The sequence below is a fragment of the Chromohalobacter moromii genome (assembly GCF_023091865.1).
Taxonomy (GTDB): domain Bacteria; phylum Pseudomonadota; class Gammaproteobacteria; order Pseudomonadales; family Halomonadaceae; genus Chromohalobacter; species Chromohalobacter moromii.
Genome location: NZ_JAHXDI010000001.1, coordinates 1,095,642 through 1,113,681 on the forward strand (window position 1 = coordinate 1,095,642; position 18,040 = coordinate 1,113,681).

General features: G+C 62.2%; 18 protein-coding genes. 14 read left to right on the top strand and 4 right to left on the bottom strand.

What is annotated here, in order from left to right; genetic code table 11:
• Window positions 1-208: 208 nt before the first annotated feature.
• The 6 genes from hemA (at window position 209) to KZO83_RS04915 (ending at window position 5,691) form a co-directional block, all read left to right on the top strand.
• On the top strand, window positions 209-1,483 hold the full coding sequence (gene hemA, locus KZO83_RS04890) for a glutamyl-tRNA reductase (protein ID WP_247619952.1): 1,275 nt from the start codon (window positions 209-211) through the stop codon (window positions 1,481-1,483).
• Complete coding sequence (gene prfA, locus KZO83_RS04895; RefSeq protein ID WP_247619953.1) at window positions 1,480-2,565, top strand: peptide chain release factor 1; 1,086 nt, start codon at window positions 1,480-1,482, stop codon at window positions 2,563-2,565. Before hemA ends, prfA begins: the two co-directional genes overlap by 4 nt.
• The gene (gene prmC / locus KZO83_RS04900; protein WP_247619954.1) at window positions 2,565-3,422 is read left to right on the top strand and encodes a peptide chain release factor N(5)-glutamine methyltransferase; all 858 of its coding nucleotides are present in this window, start codon (window positions 2,565-2,567) and stop codon (window positions 3,420-3,422) included. Before prfA ends, prmC begins: the two co-directional genes overlap by 1 nt.
• Before the next feature lie 157 nt (window positions 3,423-3,579).
• The gene (locus tag KZO83_RS04905) at window positions 3,580-4,077 is read left to right on the top strand and encodes an Lrp/AsnC ligand binding domain-containing protein (protein ID WP_178998133.1); all 498 of its coding nucleotides are present in this window, start codon (window positions 3,580-3,582) and stop codon (window positions 4,075-4,077) included.
• A 43-nt stretch (window positions 4,078-4,120) separates the two neighbouring features.
• On the top strand, window positions 4,121-4,900 hold the full coding sequence (locus tag KZO83_RS04910) for a HesA/MoeB/ThiF family protein (RefSeq protein WP_247619955.1): 780 nt from the start codon (window positions 4,121-4,123) through the stop codon (window positions 4,898-4,900).
• Between the two features lie 245 nt (window positions 4,901-5,145).
• A complete protein-coding gene (locus KZO83_RS04915; protein WP_178998134.1) occupies window positions 5,146-5,691 on the top strand; it encodes a glycine zipper 2TM domain-containing protein in 546 nt (181 codons plus the stop codon).
• Window positions 5,692-5,801: 110 nt separating this feature from the next.
• Here the strand turns inward: KZO83_RS04915 and KZO83_RS04920 are convergent, their stop codons facing one another.
• Window positions 5,802-7,061 carry a 6-phosphofructokinase gene (locus KZO83_RS04920; protein ID WP_247619956.1) on the bottom strand — a complete coding sequence of 420 codons (1,260 nt, stop codon included), beginning with the start codon at window positions 7,059-7,061 and terminating at the stop codon, window positions 5,802-5,804.
• A 142-nt stretch (window positions 7,062-7,203) separates the two neighbouring features.
• Between KZO83_RS04920 and mpl the strand changes: the two genes are divergently transcribed.
• The 3 genes from mpl to KZO83_RS04935 are packed head-to-tail and all read left to right on the top strand — an operon-like array spanning window position 7,204 to window position 9,810.
• Entirely contained in the window at window positions 7,204-8,574 is a 1,371-nt protein-coding gene (gene mpl, locus KZO83_RS04925) for a UDP-N-acetylmuramate:L-alanyl-gamma-D-glutamyl-meso-diaminopimelate ligase (protein WP_247619957.1), read from the top strand.
• Window positions 8,564-9,190 (top strand): flavin prenyltransferase UbiX, encoded by a 627-nt coding sequence (locus KZO83_RS04930; protein WP_247619958.1) that lies wholly within the window; start codon window positions 8,564-8,566, stop codon window positions 9,188-9,190. Before mpl ends, KZO83_RS04930 begins: the two co-directional genes overlap by 11 nt.
• Complete coding sequence (locus KZO83_RS04935; protein ID WP_178998138.1) at window positions 9,187-9,810, top strand: LysE family translocator; 624 nt, start codon at window positions 9,187-9,189, stop codon at window positions 9,808-9,810. The genes KZO83_RS04930 and KZO83_RS04935 overlap by 4 nt, the downstream gene beginning before the upstream one ends.
• Before the next feature lie 25 nt (window positions 9,811-9,835).
• Here KZO83_RS04935 and KZO83_RS04940 read toward each other — a convergent pair whose 3' ends face one another.
• Genes KZO83_RS04940 through KZO83_RS04950 form a run of 3 tightly spaced genes read right to left on the bottom strand, consistent with a single transcriptional unit; the run spans window position 9,836 to window position 13,039 of the window.
• Complete coding sequence (locus KZO83_RS04940) at window positions 9,836-11,239, bottom strand: bifunctional DedA family/phosphatase PAP2 family protein (protein WP_336296568.1); 1,404 nt, start codon at window positions 11,237-11,239, stop codon at window positions 9,836-9,838.
• Between the two features lie 2 nt (window positions 11,240-11,241).
• On the bottom strand, window positions 11,242-12,177 hold the full coding sequence (locus tag KZO83_RS04945) for a diguanylate cyclase domain-containing protein (RefSeq protein ID WP_246921235.1): 936 nt from the start codon (window positions 12,175-12,177) through the stop codon (window positions 11,242-11,244).
• Window positions 12,170-13,039: a hypothetical protein gene (locus KZO83_RS04950; protein WP_247619960.1), complete on the bottom strand. Its 870-nt coding sequence runs from the start codon at window positions 13,037-13,039 to the stop codon at window positions 12,170-12,172. The genes KZO83_RS04945 and KZO83_RS04950 overlap by 8 nt, the downstream gene beginning before the upstream one ends.
• A 63-nt stretch (window positions 13,040-13,102) precedes the next feature.
• Between KZO83_RS04950 and KZO83_RS04955 the strand changes: the two genes are divergently transcribed.
• The 5 genes from KZO83_RS04955 (at window position 13,103) to mrdA (ending at window position 18,037) form a co-directional block, all read left to right on the top strand.
• Window positions 13,103-14,452 carry a glutamate-5-semialdehyde dehydrogenase gene (locus KZO83_RS04955; RefSeq protein ID WP_261505551.1) on the top strand — a complete coding sequence of 450 codons (1,350 nt, stop codon included), beginning with the start codon at window positions 13,103-13,105 and terminating at the stop codon, window positions 14,450-14,452.
• Window positions 14,439-15,095: a nicotinate-nucleotide adenylyltransferase gene (gene nadD, locus KZO83_RS04960; protein ID WP_247619962.1), complete on the top strand. Its 657-nt coding sequence runs from the start codon at window positions 14,439-14,441 to the stop codon at window positions 15,093-15,095. Before KZO83_RS04955 ends, nadD begins: the two co-directional genes overlap by 14 nt.
• A gap of 141 nt (window positions 15,096-15,236) precedes the next feature.
• Window positions 15,237-15,608, top strand: a complete 372-nt coding sequence (gene rsfS / locus KZO83_RS04965; RefSeq protein WP_178998144.1) for a ribosome silencing factor — start codon at window positions 15,237-15,239, stop codon at window positions 15,606-15,608.
• The gene (gene rlmH / locus KZO83_RS04970; protein ID WP_178998145.1) at window positions 15,605-16,072 is read left to right on the top strand and encodes a 23S rRNA (pseudouridine(1915)-N(3))-methyltransferase RlmH; all 468 of its coding nucleotides are present in this window, start codon (window positions 15,605-15,607) and stop codon (window positions 16,070-16,072) included. The genes rsfS and rlmH overlap by 4 nt, the downstream gene beginning before the upstream one ends.
• 63 nt (window positions 16,073-16,135) lie before the next feature.
• Entirely contained in the window at window positions 16,136-18,037 is a 1,902-nt protein-coding gene (mrdA, locus tag KZO83_RS04975; protein ID WP_178998146.1) for a penicillin-binding protein 2, read from the top strand.
• The last annotated feature ends 3 nt before the right edge of the window (window positions 18,038-18,040 follow it).

Sequence of the window (18,040 nt, forward strand, 5' to 3'; positions counted from 1 at the left end):
GCCGGGCAAAGCGTCAGGCGCGGGAAACCTCGCGCTGCGCGGCAACTTGCCGCCCCATGCCCAAATGTCTCAGTCCTATGCTAGGATATCGATCCTGCAGCGCATTAGGCGGGGCTGGTATTCCGGCTTCGTCACCCCCACATTGTCCGCCGCGCCCGAATGCAAAGGACGGACGCTGCCGATAGACCGATGTGATGACCGTGATTTCATGACGCTTCTCGCCCTGGGGATCAACCACAAGACAGCGACCATCGAGGTTCGCGAGCAGGTCGCCTTTACGCCGGCCGAGCTGGCGGGCGCGTTGGCCGAGCTCAAATCGCTGCCCGGCGTCAACGAGGCGGCGGTGCTGTCGACCTGTAATCGTACCGAACTCTATTGCGTGACCGACGCTCAGGGAGAGCGCTCGGTGCTCGACTGGCTGGGGCGCTTTCACGGGCTGCCGCCCGAAACCCTGATGCAAAGCGCCTACCACTATCTGGATGGCGAGGCCGCTCGTCACTTGATGCGCGTGGCGTCGGGGCTCGACTCCATGGTGCTGGGCGAGCCGCAAATTCTGGGTCAACTCAAGGAGGCTTACCAGCTTGCGCGGGATAACGCTGGCTTGGGGGGAGAGCTCGAGCGGCTTTTTCAACATACTTTCTCCGTCACCAAGCAGGTGCGCAGCGAAACCGGTATCGGCGAGAATCCGGTTTCGGTGGCCTATGCTGCCGTCAGTCTGGCCAGTCATATCTTCGACGATTTCGGGCGCGCTCGTGCGCTGTTGATCGGGGCGGGCGAAACCGTCGAGTTGGTCGCGCGGCACCTGCGTGAAGCGGGCATTCGCGGGCTGACGGTTGCCAACCGTACCCGTGAGCGCGCCGAGGTATTGGCCAATGCCTTCGATGCCGAAGCGATTTCGCTAGGGGAAATTCCCCAGGCGCTAGCACAGGCCGATATCGTCATCTCTTCCACGGCGAGCCCGTTGCCTATTCTCGGCAAGGGCATGGTTGAGAGTGCCCTGAAAAAGCGCCGCTACCGCCCCATGTTCATGGTCGATATCGCCGTGCCTCGCGATATCGAGTCCCAGGTCGGCGAGCTGGACGATGTTTTCCTGTATAGCGTCGATGACCTACAGGAAGTGATCGAGGAAAACCGCAAGCAACGCGCCGTTGCCGCGGCCCAAGCCGAGTCTCTAATCGAGCACGGCATCCAGCATTGGCAGCGTGAGCGCCGCGTGCGTGGCGCCGGCGATTTGATTCGCCGCTACCGTGAGCAGGGCGAGGCGCTGCGTGAAGAAGCCGAGCGCCAAGCCCTGGCGCAACTCGCCCGCGGCGAGGACCCCGAAAAAGTCCTGCAGCGGCTGTCGCGTCAACTGACCAATAAATTGCTGCACGGCCCGACGCTACGCTTGCGTGAAGCATCGGGCGAGGAGCGGCACGATATCCTTCAGGCGGCCAATACTTTGTTGATCGACCCGGCCGCATCGACACAGGACTCCGCATGAAAGCGACTCTGCGCACACGTCTCGATGGCTTCCAGGAACGCTTCGAAGAACTCGCCGCCTTGCTGGCCGAGCCCGACGTGATCGCCGATCAGGCGCGCTTTCGCGATTACTCGCGCGAATATGCCGAACTCGAGCCGTTGATCGAGACGTGGCGAGTCTACCGGCGCACAGAAGGCGATATCGAGGCGGCCGAGCAGATGCGCGAGGATAGCGACCCCGAAATGCGCGAACTGGCGGAAGAAGAACTACGTCTGTCGCAGGCGCGCCTCGAGGAGCTGGATGCGGACGTCAAGCAGCTTTTGGTACCCAAGGATCCTGATGACGGCAGTAACGTGTTTCTCGAGATTCGCGCCGGGACCGGCGGTGATGAGGCGGCGTTATTCGCCGGCGACTTATTTCGCATGTATTCGCGTTACGCCGAACATCAGGGCTGGCGAATCGAGGTGATCAACGTCAGTCACGGCGAGCAAGGCGGCTACAAGGAAATGATCGCCCGGGTGCGTGGCGACAACGTCTATGCACGGCTCAAGTTCGAGTCCGGCGCGCATCGCGTGCAGCGGGTGCCGGCCACGGAGTCCCAGGGGCGTATCCATACCTCGGCGTGCACCGTGGCGGTCATGCCCGAGGCGTCTGCCGTCGGCGATGTGGAGATCAACAGCAACGATCTACGTGTGGATACGTTCCGCTCCAGTGGTGCCGGCGGGCAGCACGTCAATACCACGGACTCGGCGATTCGCATCACGCACTTGCCGACCGGCGTAGTAGTGGAGTGTCAGGAAGAGCGTAGCCAGCACAAGAATCGCGCCAAGGCGATGGCGTTTCTGGCGGCGCGCCTCAAGCAGTCAGCCGTGGACGCGCAGCGCCAGGAGCAGGCCGATACACGGCGTTCGCTGGTCGGCTCGGGCGATCGTAGCGAACGTATCCGGACCTACAATTTCCCCCAGGGGCGGATCACCGATCACCGTATCAATTTGACCCTCTATAAACTGGGCGACGTGATGGCGGGCGAGCTTGATGAAGTGATCAACCCCCTGATTCATGAGTACCAGGCCGAGCAGCTCTCGGCGTTGCAGACGGCCTGATGACCTACGATACCTTGTTGGCCCGCGCATCGCGGCGGTTGCAGGCGGCGGGCAGTGCCTCACCGCGCCTGGATGCCGAGGTGCTGATGATGCATGCGGTTTCGGCGACGCGCGCCTGGCTATATACCTGGGGGGACCGCGAGCTCGCAGGCGTGCCCCGGGCACGTTTCGAGGCGTTGGTAGCGGCACGGGCGCTGGGCCATCCCGTGGCGTATCTGATCGGCGAACGCGAGTTCTGGGGGCTACGGCTGCGTGTTGATGAGGCGACCCTGATCCCGCGGCCCGATACCGAGTGCCTGGTCGAGTCGCTGTTGGCGAAGATGCCGCATGGGCCCGGGAAAGCCCTCGATCTAGGCACGGGAACGGGCGCCATCGCCTTGGCGCTGGCGACCGAGCGGCCGGCATGGCACGTCACAGGCGTCGACCGGGAAGAGACGGCCGTAGCCGTAGCCAAAGATAATGCCCAGCGTCTGGGGATTACCAACACTACCTTCCTCGTCAGCGACTGGTTCTCTGCTCTCGGCCATGAGGCGTTCGACGTGATCGCGGCCAATCCGCCTTATATAGCCGAGGATGATCCACATCTCGCGCAAGGCGATGTGCGCTTCGAGCCGCGCTCGGCATTGGTAGCGGGCGATGCCGGGCTAGCCGATTTGCGCCATCTGGCAATGGCTGCGCGTAGGCATCTCGTGACGGGAGGCTGGCTGGCGCTGGAGCATGGCTGGGAGCAGGCATCTCGAGTTCGTGAGGCGCTTACGCAGGCTGGATATGAAAATATCGTCAGCGAGACCGATCTCGGAGCACGTGAACGTCTCACGCTAGGGCGCGCGCCAGTGATGCGGGATGGCCAACATTGACCGCGGTAAACAGGCGCGTTGGTTGCCTGGAGGCGCGGGCGGTGGTTGTGGTAGTAATACGTCTCGCATCGCTGGCCTTGCCCCTGGGTAAGCATCACTCGTCATAGAGCCTGGTTGCGATTTCTTTTGTCATTCATTGTCTCGGAACAACAAAATAATGAAAGCCAAGACCCGATCACTCGATCGCATCGATCTCAACATTTTGCGTTGCCTGCAGGACAACGCCCGCATTTCCTACGTCGATCTGGCCTCCCAGGTGGGCCTGTCGACCACGCCCTGCCTGGAGCGTGTCAAACGCCTGGAGAAGGCCGGTATCATCCGCGGTTACAAGGCGTTGCTCGACCCCAAGGCGCTCAAGGCCAACCTGCTCGTGTTCGTCGAGATCAGCTTGGAAACGCAGTCGCCGGCGGTGTTCGACGAGTTTCGCCGGGCCGTGGCCAAGCTGCCGCAGATTCAAGAGTGCCACTTGGTCTCCGGCCAGTTCGATTACATCCTCAAGTGCCGCATTCCCGAGATGTCGGCCTATCGCCAGTTGCTGGGCGATGTCGTACTGACGCTGCCCGGTGTAAAGGAATCCAAGAGCTACGTGGTGATGGAGGAGGTCAAGGAGGAAGTCTCGCTGCATGTGCCCGATACTGAGCGGCTCGATACATGACGGCGTCTCCGGGTGCTGCGCGCGAAGAAGGTGATGGATGGCCATGACGGAAATGGACGATACCGCGCTGCTGCGTTATAGCCGCCAGATCATGCTCGAGCAGTTCGATGTGGCGGGACAGCAGCGTCTGTTGGCGGGGCATGCCTTGATCGTTGGCGCGGGTGGGTTGGGCTCGCCCGTGGCGTTGTATCTCGCCGCCGCCGGGGTGGGGCACCTGTCCATCGCCGACGACGATGTGGTGGAACTGTCCAATCTGCAACGTCAAATCGCTCACGACGAGCGTGATCTGGGCCAGGGCAAGGCCGAGTCGGCGGCGGTCTCGGCGCGGCGGCTCAACTCGTCCTGCCGAGTGGATGTGATTGCCTCGCGGCTTGCGGGAGACGCTCTGCAACGCGCGGTGGCAAAAGCGGACGTCGTGCTCGACTGCACGGACGGCTTCGCCAGTCGCCATGCCATCAACCGCGCCTGTGTCGCCACGCGAACGCCCCTGGTATCCGGCGCGGCGATTCGCTTCTCGGGGCAGCTGGCGGTCTTCGATACGCGTGATGCGACCTCGCCCTGTTACGCCTGCCTGTACGGCGAGGATGGCGACGACGACGCGCTACGCTGCGCTGAAAATGGCGTGATCGCCCCCCTGGTAGGAATCATCGGTACCTTTCAGGCGCTCGAGGCGCTCAAGCTTCTCGCCGACGTCGGTGAGTCGCATCGCGGCCTGGCCACGTTCGATGGCCTGAGCGGAGAGTGGCGACGCTTCAATGTCGGTCGCGATCCGGCGTGTCCCGTTTGCGGTCCTTACCCGAACGACGCGCCTGCCACGCCCTGATTCCTGAGGGGGAAGATTCCGTCGCCGCATGGCGACGGTGTGCCGGCAATCTCGCAGACAATGTGAAAACGCTGTTCTATAACCCTTTCGGGCTCCCCTCGAACGTTAACCTCGGGTAACATTTCTCTCGTCTCAGTCATGCATCGCTTGCCGAGCGGACGCGATAGCCAGACGCCTGGGCACCAGGCCACTGACAGGAGGTCGGCGGGGTGCCCGTGGTTCGCGTGAATACAAGGAGGCAAGAGATGAACAAGTCCATCATCATTGGCAGTGCCGTTGCCGCACTGGGGATCGCTGGCGGCGTCGCGATCGGCGCCTACCAACAGGGAGATGACGGCCCCGAGTATGCCGACATCGTCGACGTCGCGCCCATCGTCGAAACGCAGCAGGTGCCCCGTGAGGTCTGCCGCGACGTGACCGTCACCAATCGGCGTCCCGTGCAGGATGAGCATCAGCTGGCAGGGTCGGCCATTGGCGGCCTGGTGGGCGGCGTGGTCGGCAACCAGTTCGGCGGGGGGAGCGGCAAGACGCTGGCGACCGTGGCCGGTGCGCTCGGCGGCGGCTATGCCGGAAACAAAGTGCAGGAGCGCCTGCAGGACGGCGATACCTACACGACCACACAACGGCGATGCGAAACCGTCAGCGACACGCAGAGCGAAACGGTGGGCTTCAAGGTTCGATATCGGGTGGACGGCCAGTCGCACGAGGTCAGGCTCGACGAAAAGCCCGATGGCGAGCGTGTGCCGCTGCGTGATGGCACGCCACGCTGGGACGAGATGACCTCATCGTGAGGCGCCATCGGCTTGCCTATCGAGCCCACCGCTAGGCATGCCTCACCCGGCAAGACGACGACGCCCCGGTATGATTCATGCCGGGGCGTCGTCGTACAGGGGGTGTGTCTTCAGAGCTCGAAGTCGGGCAGCTTGCGCGGCACCTTGACCTTGTCGAGCTTGGCCACTTTGGGCAGGCCGTTTTCGAACGGCGGAAAATCCTCGCCCTGGATCAGCGGTGATAGATAGCGGCGACCCGCCTCCGTGATCCCGAAGCCGTCCTCGCGGATGTAGTCGCGGGGCATGAACTTTTCCTTGTTGGCCACCTCGGCCAGTGGCGCCGCGTCGATGCGCCATTCGTAAGGCGTCTCGCTGACGCGCTTGATGGTCGGCATCATGGCGTTCTTGCCTTCCAGGGCTAGCTCGACGGCTTTCTGGCCCACTGCATAGGCTTGCTCGACATCGGTTTTGGAGGCCAGGTGGCGTGCCGCGCGTTGCAGGTAGTCGGCGACCGCCCAGTGATACTTGTAGCCCAGGTCTTGCTTGACCATGCCGGCGAGCGTCGGCGCCACGCCGCCCAGCTGACGGTGGCCGAAGGCGTCGGTATTGCCGGCGTCGGCGAGGAAGGTGCCGTCTTCGTAACGGGCGCCCTCGGAGACCACGATGACGCAATAGCCGTACTTCTTGACGGCCTCGTCGACGCGCTGCATGACCCGGGCGCGCTGGAAAGGGAGCTCGGGGAAGATGACCAGGTGAGGAGGTTCGCCCTCGCCGTTGCCCGCCAGGGCGCCGGCAGCGGCGATCCAGCCCGCGTGACGGCCCATGACCTCAAGCACGAACACCTTGGTGGAAGTGGCGCACATGGAGGCGATATCCAGTGCCGCTTCGCGGGTCGAGGTGGCGATGTACTTGGCTACGCTGCCGAAGCCGGGAGAGTTGTCGGTGATCGGCAGGTCGTTGTCGACGGTCTTGGGAACGTGAATCGCAGTCAGCGGGTAACCCATCTTTTCTGAGAGCTGCGACACCTTGAGGCAGGTATCGGCGCTGTCGCCGCCGCCGTTGTAGAAGAAGTAGCGAATGTCATGCGCCTTGAACACCTCGATCAGGCGCTCGTATTGCGCGCGGTGCGTCTCGATGTCCTTGAGCTTGTAGCGGCAGGAACCGAACGCGCCGCCCGGTGTATGGCGCAGTGCGGCAATCGCCTCGTCGCTTTCCTGGGAAACGTCGATAAGATCTTCGGTCAGGGCGCCGATGATGCCGTTGTGGCCGGCGTAGACCTTGCCGATCTTGTCCGAATGGCGACGACAGGTCTCGATGACGCCGCAGGCGCTGGCGTTGATGACGGCGGTGACGCCACCGGACTGGGCATAAAAGGCATTGTGCTGGGCCATGGGACTTGTAGTGCTCCTGGGTCTGGGCGCATGAATGAGCGAATGATAGCCGACATCGACCGTCGATGCCTATGCCACGGTGCTCGGCTGGTGGGCCGCGCGGCGCCATGCTAGGCTCGCGGCATCATGGCAGGAGGCTCAGATGCACGTCCATATTCTAGGGGTTTGCGGTACGTTCATGGGGAGTCTGGCGCGCTTGGCCAAGGCGCTCGGACATCAGGTCAGCGGTGCGGATGCCAATGTCTATCCGCCGATGAGCACTCAGCTCGAGGAGGCGGGCATCGCCCTTTGCGAGGGCTATGCCGCCGACAACCTGATGCCGCGCCCCGACCTCGTGATCATTGGCAATGCGTTGTCGCGCGGCAACCCCGAGGTGGAAGCCGTGCTCAATGCCAAATTGCCCTACGTCTCGGGGCCGCAGTGGCTGGCCGAGCAGGTGCTGCCGGGCCGACGCGTGGTGGCGGTAGCCGGCACCCACGGCAAGACCACGACCGCCAGCCTGCTGACGTGGATTCTGGAGGCGGCCGGCCAGGCGCCGGGTTTCTTGATCGGCGGGGTGCCGCGCAATCTGGGCGTGTCCTCGCGATTAGGAGAGCCTGGGGCACCGTTCGTGGTCGAGGCCGATGAGTACGACACGGCCTTCTTCGACAAGCGTTCCAAGTTCGTCCACTACCGCCCGGATATCGCGGTGCTGGGCAATCTCGAGTTCGATCACGCGGACATCTTTCCCGACCTGGCCGCCATCGAGCGTCAGTTTCATCACCTGGTGCGTATCGTCCCGGGCAATGGCCAGTTGGTCGTGGCGGCTGGAGAGCCGGCCCTCGAACGCGTGCTGGCGCAAGGTTGCTGGAGCCCCGTCGTGCGTGTCGGTGCCAGCGACGACGCGTCATGGCAGTGGCGGCTGGAAAGCGCCGATGGCCGTCGCTTCGCGGTGCGTCATGGCGAGCGCGTCGCGCACGTCGACTGGGCGCTGAGCGGGCGTCACAACGTCGCCAACGCGGTGGCGGCCCTGGCGGCGGCAGCGGCTTGCGGTGTAGCGCTGGAAGACGGTGCAGCGGCGTTATCGCGTTTCGAATCGCCGCGACGACGCCAGGAGGTGCGGGGCGAGGTCGGCGGTATTCAGGTCATCGACGACTTTGCCCATCATCCTACGGCCATCGCCGCCACGCTCGAGGGGCTGGGAGCGGCGACCGACGCGGGGCGGCTGCTGGCGGTGATCGAACCGCGCTCCAATACGATGCGTCTGGGCAGCATGCGCGAGCGCTTGCCGGATAGCGTGGCGGCGGCGGACCGCGTCTGGTGGTATCGGCCACCGGAGGTCGAATGGTCGCTGGAGGCGCTTGCGGCGGCCTGTCCGGTGCCGGCGACGGTGAGTGATGATATGTCGGCCTTGGTCGAGGCCATCGTGGCCGAAGCGCGTTCGGGAGACCGGATCGTGGTGATGTCGAACGGGGCGTTCGGCGGTATCCATGAAAAGTTGTTGGCGGCACTGGAGGCCCGGCATGGCGGATGAAGCGATGTTCGAAGCCCCCGTCACCGTGGCGTTGACGGGGGCGTCCGGGGCGCAGTATGGACTGCGTCTCATCGACTGCCTGGTGGCGGCGCGGCATCAGGTGCTGGTGCTGATCTCCAAGGCTGCGCACATGGTCATCGCCACCGAGACCGACGAGAGCTTGCCGTCGAACCCCGAGCGTTTGAGCGAGGCACTGCGGGAGCGTAGCGGTGCCGCGCCGGGGCAGATTCGCTGCTTCGGCCGTGAGGACTGGATGGCGCCAGTGGCCTCGGGATCCGGCGCGCCCAGTGCCATGGTGATTTGCCCCTGTTCGACAGGAACACTCTCGGCGGTCGCCACCGGCGCGAGCAACAATCTGATCGAGCGCGCCGCGGACGTGGCGCTCAAGGAACGGCGTCAGCTCATCCTCGTCCCGCGCGAGACGCCGTTCTCGGCCATTCATCTTGAACACATGCTGGCGCTGACCCGGATGGGGGCGGTGATACTCCCCGCGGCCCCCGGGTTCTACCACCGCCCACAGACGCTCGACGACATGATCGACTTCATCGTGGCTCGGATTCTCAATCAACTGGGCATTGCGCATACTCTGATGCCGCGCTGGGGAGAGTCGACATGATCAACCTGTCGGTGCTGTCGGTGTTCGTACCGACGTTTTTCATGGTGTCGTTGACCCCGGGCATGTGCATGACGCTTTCCATGACGCTGGGCATGACGATCGGGGTGCGGCGCGCCTTGTGGATGATGCTCGGCGAACTGGTGGGTGTTGGCCTGGTGGCGGTCTCGGCGGTGGTCGGGGTCGCCACCTTGATGCTGCGCTACCCGGAAGTGTTCGCCGTGTTCAAGTGGGTCGGCGGTGCCTATCTGATCTATCTCGGTGTCATGATGTGGCGCTCCAAAGGGCGCCTGGCGATCCCCGATGCGAGTGACGCGGCGCCCGATGTGTCGCGGGTTCAGTTGATCGTCCAGGGATTCGTGACGGCGGTCGCCAACCCCAAGGGCTGGGCTTTTTTCATCGCCTTGCTGCCGCCTTTTCTGGAATCTGGCCGTCCGCTGGCTCCCCAGCTGGTCGCGCTCGTAGGCGTTATCCTGACCCTGGAGCTGACCTGTCTTTTGATCTATGCCGGCGGCGGGCGCACGGCCAGCCGCTTCCTGCGCCGCAGCGGCAATGTCCAGTTGCTGAACCGCATTGCCGGCAGCTTGATGGTCGGGGTCGGCATCTGGCTGGCGCTGGGATGAGCGCTATCCATCGTGGATGTTCTGCCTAGACGTGGGGCAGCCAGGCAATGCGTGCCGTTAGCAACAGCAAGGAGGCAACGACCAGCGGTGTCCACCGGCAGGGCGTGAGCGGTACGTGTACGAAGCGCTGATAGCTAAGGCGCGTGATGGCGCACACGACCAGGCCGAGGAGTGCGCCGCCGATCAGGTCGCTGGCCCAATGCACGCCAAGGATAAGGCGTGACAAGGCCATCGGCAGGCATATCAGCGTCGCCCCCCAATATACCCACATCCGCCGTTGCGTGGGCAGCGTCTCGGCCGTGAACGCTGCCGCTAGGCCGATCAATACGATACTCGTCGAGGTATGAGCGCTGGGATAGGAAAACGACCCCATGAGATAGTCCGGCGTATCGGGGCGAGCGCGAGCGGCGAGATGCTTGAAGACCAGGTTGGCGAACCCGATACCTAGCAACGCGCTACTGATGTGCAGGAAGGCCGCGATACGCCGCGAAAATAGCAGCCATGCCAACCATGGTAGGGTTATTGCAATAATGCCTAAGATATCCCCGCTCAGGGCCATGACGGTGCTAAATTCTGCTAGCCAAGTGTCTGCGAGGGGCGCTAGCAATGCCTGAATCTGTCGATCCATCGGCAACGAGGGCGCGGGGTGCTCGAGCACCCACAGCGTCCACCCGCACAAGGCAATTAGGCTGACCACGAGAAGCGCGAGGGAGGCTAGCGGTATTTCGTTGCGCGGGTGAGCGGCGCCCAACGCGAGCCATAGGCGTCGCCGACGCGGCGTCGCGCGGGAAAAGCGGGCCAAGCGCATGTACACCCAACCGCCGCGCCCAAGGTGGTGACGAAACCAGGAAAACCCTATCCCCAGCGTTATCAGCATGAGCCCCAGAGTAACGAGCCACCGTTCGCTGCTTGCAGGCAAGGCGAGGAGTTTGTCCCATGAATGGCCGAGCAGATAGCCGGGCAGTAGATAGGCGGGAGCCCAAAGCAAGGCGGACGCGATATTGACGGCGGCAAAGCGCCATGTCGGCATGTGCAGCATACCGGCGACCATCGGCACGATAGGCCGTACCGGTCCCACGAAGCGACCGATGAGGATGGAAAAGTCGCCATAGCGCTTGAAGAAATCGATGCCACGCGCCAGCCATTCAGGATGGCGGGTGAAGGGCCACAGTCGATGCACGCGTTCGCGCTGAGAGTAGCCTAGCCAAAAGCTTAGACCATCACCGAGGGTCGCTCCCGCAAAGGCCGCCGCCAACAATAACGGCAGGGAAAGGTGCTGATGCCCCGCCAGTGACGCGGCGGCAGTCAGTAGCACGATGCCGGGCACTAGCAGACCAATCACGGCGAGCGACTCAAGCAGCGCCACCAACAGCACGATCAAGATCAGTAACGCCGGTGAGGGAGAAAATTGATACAGCCACTCGGTCACGTTCAAGTATCGGGCTCCAGCAGGTTGAATCCACGCTTGATCAGCCGTTGCTCGAAACGTTCGGCGCACTCGTCATCTGCCAGGTGGCAAATACGTGCCTGGGCCTCGATGGCACCGATGTCGCGAAGCGGGGCTTCCCCGAGCGCATGCGTCAAGCGCTCACGGACGATGAGCGCGCCGGCTTCCCCAGCGTCGGCAAGCAGCAGCCAAAAGACGCTATGGCGATGCCGCCCCATGGCGTCGCCACGTCGAGAGTTGCGTTGTACCACCTGATAGAAGGTCGTCAATAGCGTGTCTTGTGTCGTTTGGCCGAACTGCTCGTTGGCCATGTCGAGTTGGGGTAAATGAATGACTAGCGCGCTTAGTGATTGGTTCAATGCACGGGCGCGAGCGACCTCGGCGATAAGCCGTTCGCTGAGCGCATCGCGCGATAGCATACCGCTTTGCGTATCGAGTTGATCGGTAGTCTTGAGTAAGCGGGCCTGTTGCATGTACCACCCGAGAGGCAGTATTGAGATGATGACTAGCGTGAAGTACTGCAGGCCACCCGCGGGCGTCGATAGAACAGAGTTGATCAGGAATAGCCATATGGGGGCGAGCAGTACATTGAGAAGTAGCGCGGCACCAGGCGGTAAGAGCAGCGTGGCGAGTATCGGCGGGACCCCCATCCAAAGTGCGCCGGACGCCTCGAGGTAGGGTGCTTCCACGGCAATCGCCAGATAGCCGCTGATCAGCACCAGGTAGGCAGGTAGTCGACGAGCGTAAGCGTTTTCTGCCATCAGGGCGGCGATAGACACCATGATGGCCAGGATAGTGACCGGCAGGATGCGCGGGTAATGGCCCATCAGGTAGTGCCAGGCCGCGAGACTAGCGAGCACGAGCGCCCCGCAGGCATACGCCATGGCGTGGAGGCGTGACGACGAGAGACGTTCAGGCATGGTCGGTTGTCTCCTGTCGGAAATGCAGGCCGCTGGCTTGCAGCGAGAGTTCATGGCCCAGCGTGATAGGGTCTAGATGGGGAGTGACGGGCGCGATGCGTATACGACAGTGTTCCTGAAGCTCGGTTGAGATCGCGTCACGACGTAAGGCGGCGTGTTGCTCGTCCTTTGAAACCAGCAGTACCGCAAAGGTCTGTGCATCCACGCGGTAACAACCCTCGAAGGCGTAGATAAACGCGGCCAGGCGCTCTTTGAGACGCCGCCGAACATTGTGGCCGCGTTGATGTGGGCGTACCACGAGCAGCTCCGCGTAGACGTTTTCGCGCTGGCGCCGCGACCATTCGACGGCTAGGTCCTGGCGCAGACGATTGAGTGACCAGAGCGAGCCCTCCGGGGTGAGACGGTGGCGACGCTCTAGCTCTTGACGTAGCCGGCTATGCTCGATGGCCTTGGCAATCCCCAAGGCCATGAGGGCGGCCAATAACGCGCCACTCAACGCAGCTTGCGCTATCCCGAGGGGCGCTTGAATGTGCCACCAGCCGAGTGCGGCAGCCACCAGGAGCATGTAACGCATGGGCCGTGGCTGAGGTGCGAGCAGCATGATCGGCCACAGCCATACGCTGATGGCGTACGCCATGGAGGCTTGCCAGAGTAGCGCCAGTAAAAGCAAGGCACACAATGGGATCGTCAATGTCCAGGCGCGACGTGATAAGTGACACCACGCAAGCGTCGTCAACCCGATGATGGCGGCGATGAGCAGGCCTTGTGTGATCGAGTCGTCTTCCTGCCAGGCGGTGATCGTCATTAGCCCCGCGCCTAGCAGGAAAAGCCCGGTTAGAGGTGTTTTGTATTTGCTCTGCATGGTGCCGTATAGTGATTCCTTTCCCAACGGTGCCGGCAGTATAGCCGTTGTACCTCTGCCGTCATGCTTCGGAAAGCACCGATTATCATATGCTTCCCGGCGGATACCCAGGAGAAAATTGCCCGCATGGCCCTTGAAACTTCCGAGTCCGAGATCGTCGACGTCGATGCTTACATGCATGCGATGGGCGAACGGGCGCGTGGTGCGTCACGTGTGTTGGCCCGCGCCACTACCGCGCAAAAGAACCGCGCGCTACTCGCTATGGCGAGTGCCCTGGACGAGGCGCGCGATGCATTGGACACCGCCAATCGCCGCGATCTCGAGGCGGGGCGCGACAACGGCCTCGCCGAGTCGCTGCTGGATCGTCTGGCGCTGACGCCGGCGCGTATCGACACGATGATCGAAGGCTTGCGTCAAGTGGCTGCCTTGTCCGACCCGATCGGCGAGATTCGTGACATGCGCTATCTACCTTCGGGGCTTCAAGTGGGCAAGATGCGCGTTGCGCTGGGCGTGGTAGGCATCGTCTACGAATCGCGCCCCAACGTGACCGTGGACGCCGCCAGCCTGTGCTTGAAATCAGGCAATGCCACGATCCTGCGTGGCGGCTCCGAAGCGATCCATTCCAACCGGGCCATTGCGGATTGTATCCGACAGGGGCTCAAGGCGGCAGAGCTCGACGAGGCCTGCGTGCAAGTCGTGGCGACGACCGATCGTGCAGCGGTCGGCGCATTGATCGCTATGCCGGAGTTCGTCGATGTCATCGTGCCGCGCGGCGGGAAGGGGTTGATCGAGCGCATTTCGAGAGACGCGCGCGTGCCAGTGATCAAGCATCTCGATGGCATCTGCCATGTGTATGTCGACCAGGCCGCCGATCCGGCCAAGGCGGTGGCCATTGCCGACAACGCCAAGACCCAGCGTTACTCGCCCTGCAATGCCATGGAAACGCTACTGGTACACGCCGAGGCGGTGCCTTTTGTACTTCCCGAGTTGGCCGATATCTATCGCCGCAAGGGGGTTGAGATGCGTGCGTGTGAGCGGACACGGGCCTGGATAGCGGACGCCATCGCCGTAACGGAAGAAGATTGGCATAGCGAATACCTTGCGCCGATCGTGGCCATTCGCGTGGTCGATACGTTGGAAGATGCGATCACGCACATCAATACCTATGGCTCGCACCATACCGATGCCATCGTCACCGAGAATCTGACTGACGCACGGCGCTTTCTGACCGAGGTCGACTCCAGTTCGGTCATGGTCAATGCGTCGACGCGTTTCGCCGACGGCTTTGAATATGGGCTAGGGGCGGAAATCGGCATCTCCACTGATAAGCTGCATGCGCGCGGACCCGTCGGTCTGGAGGGTCTCACCAGCGAGAAGTACATCGTATATGGCGATGGCCATGTGCGCAGCTGAGGCCTCACCGCGTGTCGCGATGCTGGGGGGTACCTTCGACCCCGTGCACGTGGGTCACCTGCGTAGCGCTATCGAGTTACGCGAAGCCCTAGTACTCGATCGCGTTCACATGGTCCCGGCACGGGTGCCGCCGCATCGCGCCACGCCTGGCGTCGATGCCGAACAGCGCGCGATCATGCTGGCGCTGGGCATCGCCGACACGCCGGGTCTCTACGTGGATGACCGTGAGATTCGCCGCGAGGGGCCATCCTATTCTACCGCGACTCTGGCGTCTCTGAGAGAAGAGCTGGGCACGCACGCGCGCCTGGTCATGGCGTTGGGATACGACGCCTATCTGCACTTGGCCGAATGGTACGAACCTCAACGGTTGTTCGAGTTGGCGCATGTCGTCGTCGTCGATCGCCCCGATCATCAACAGCCGCTTCCGACGGCGCTCGAAACGCTGATCGAAGGCCGTGAAGTGACGAGTGTCGAGGCGTTGATGCAGTCGCCTGCAGGGGGTGTGCTGCATTTGAGTCTGCCCACGCGCATGGCGATTTCGGCTACAGCGATAAGGGAGCGATTGCAGCGCGGTGCAAGCGTGCGCTATTTGCTGCCCGATGCCGTGGAACGCTATCTCCTAGCGCATCGTCTTTATCGATGATGTCATCATCCATCAATGAAAGGGACCTGGCGAGTGGTGGTGCCACCTAAAGGCCTTTTTAACCTTGCCCCTGGCGGTTTGGTGTCAGCGCGGTAGAATGCGGGCCTTGCCCGCAGGGGTATGACATATGAACGAGGAGCTATGCAGACTGAAGCACTCAAAACGCTGGTAATGGACACGCTCGAGGAACTCAAGGCACGTGATGTTGCCGAACTCGATGTCGCCTCGCTGACCAGCGTCACCGACACCATGATCGTCGCTAGCGGTACATCGAGTCGACACATCGGCGCCCTGGCCGAGAGCGTGGTGGAGAAAGTCAAGGAAGCGGGGTGCCGCCCCTTGGGTATCGAAGGGCACCAGGGGAGCGATTGGGTCCTGGTCGATTTGGGCGATCTCGTGGTCCACGTCATGCTGCCCGAGACTCGTCAGCTATACGATCTCGAGCGCTTGTGGTCGGATCTGCCCAGCGATGGGGTATCCGTTGAGGGGGCGCTTGGCGAGGTGCGTGGATGAAGCTGCGCGTGCTCGCCGTGGGCACTCGCATGCCCGACTGGGTCACGCAGGGGGTCGATGAATATCTCAAGCGGCTGCCGCGTGATTTCAGCGTGGACATCGTCGAGATAGCGCCCGGCAAACGGGGCAAAAACGCCGATGTTGCCCGTGCGATTCAGAGTGAAGGCGATGCCATGCTGGCGAAGCTGCGCGATCAGGAGCGTGTCATCGCATTGGATGTCGAGGGTCGAAGTTGGAGTACCGAACGATTGGCCGCCAACGCCGATCAATGGCGCCAGGACGGTCGCAACGTCGCGTGCCTGGTGGGCGGGCCGGACGGGCTCGACTCACGCCTTCTGGCGCGGGCCGAGCAACGTTGGTCGCTTTCGGCATTGACGCTGCCTCATCCACTGGTACGTATTCTGTTGGCCGAGCAGCTTTATCGCGCCTGGACCTTGCTGGCTGGTCATCCCTATCACCGATGAGTAGCGGGGCTCGATACCTGCTCAGCGGTTACCTTCCACCTTCCCGCCTGTTATCGGGGACCCATGCGTAAACGACGCGACCCAATCAAGGATACCGCTCGAGAAGTCCGTGTATTCCGGGCACGCTCGCTACTGGCGGCATTACTCGTATTATTGATGGCCGGGGGACTGGGTGCTCGTCTTTTTTATCTTCAGGTTGTCGAGCATGATGTGTTCACCACGCGTTCCGAGAAGAATCGCGTGCGCGTCGAACCGTTGCCCCCAACACGTGGGCTCATCTACGACCGCCAAGGGAAATTGGTGGCAGAAAACCGTCCCACTTATAACCTGACGATCGTACGCGAGCGGGTCCAGGATATTGATGCCACTCTCGACCGACTGGTCGACATCCTGGGGCTGGACGAAACGCAGGTCGACGCGTTTCGCAAACGGTCGCGTCAGCGCCAAAGGCCCTATCAACCGGCATTGTTGATGAGCGATCTCAACGAACGGCAAATCGCGCGGTTAGCCGTCAATCGTTATCGGCTTCCAGGGGTCGAGGTCGAAGCACAGTGGCTGCGTCACTATCCCACTCCCAAGATCATGTCGCATGTGCTGGGCTATGTAGGGCGTATCAACGAGGAAGAACTGGCCTCGCTTGATAGTGGCAACTATGCGGGCACGCATTTTATTGGCAAGACCGGAATCGAGAAGCAGTACGAAAAAGCGCTGCACGGGCAAGCTGGTCTGCGTAAGGTGGAGACCAACGCCCGGGGTCGTGTTCTACGCGAGCTCGAGCGTACACCGCCAGAACCGGGCAAGGACTTGACGCTGACCATCGACACGCGGCTTCAAAAGATGGCTTACGATTTGCTGGATGGGCGGCGTGGTTCCATCGTCGCGATTCAACCCCAGACCGGTGACATTCTAGCGATGGTCTCCGCCCCAGGGTTCGATTCCAACGAGTTCGTGACCGGTATTTCCTACAAAGACTATCAGTCGTTGCAAGAGAACCTGGACCTACCGCTGTTCAACCGGGCCGTGCGCGGCCAGTATCCGATCGGGTCGACCATTAAGCCTTTCGAAGCCTTGGCCGCGCTTCAGAATGGTGTCGTGACACCTCAAGAAGTCATCTATGACCCGGGGTATTACAAGTTGCCCAACGATTCTCGCCACTATCGGAACTGGTTGCGCTGGGGGCACGGTCGTGTCGATCTGGAGCGCGCGCTTGCCGTTTCCAACAATACCTATTTTTACACCATGGCACATCGCTTGGGCATCGATGCCTTATCCAGCTTCATGTACAAGTTCGGATTTGGGGAAGTCACCTCATTGGATGTGCAAGGAGCCTCATCGGGGACCGTGCCTTCGCGTGAGTGGAAACGCGAGAAATACGGCCAAGTGTGGTATCCCGGTGAAACGCTCTCGGCGGGTATCGGGCAAGGCTATTGGATGGTGACGCCGTTGCAGCTCGCAACGGCGGAGGCAACGCTGGCCAACCGTGGGGATTGGGTGCGTCCACATTTGGCCAAGCGCGTCGGTGAGACCTCGGTCGAACCGCCTTTCAAGAATACCAAGCCTGACGTGAAGCTCGATAAGGATGTCTGGTGGGATGACGTGTTCAACGGCATGGAAAAAGTCGTCAGTGGTAGAGAGGGCACTGCGCGCCACATCGGGAAAGGGCTGAAATACGACATGGCCGGCAAATCGGGCACGGCACAGGTATTTTCCTTGGGGCAGAATCAGAAATACGATGCCGATGAGCTCAAGGAGCGCTTGCGTGATCACGCCTTGTTCACGGCGTTCGCGCCGGTGGACGACCCGCAGATAGCCATCGCCGTGATCGTCGAAAATGCCGGGGGCGGTAGTTCGCATGCAGCGGGTCTGGCTCGCGCTCTGGCAGACGAGTGGCTCCTGTCCGATGACGAGAACACCCATCAAGCCGAAGAACTCATCAAGGAGGACGTCGAAGTTGAAGGGACTTGAATG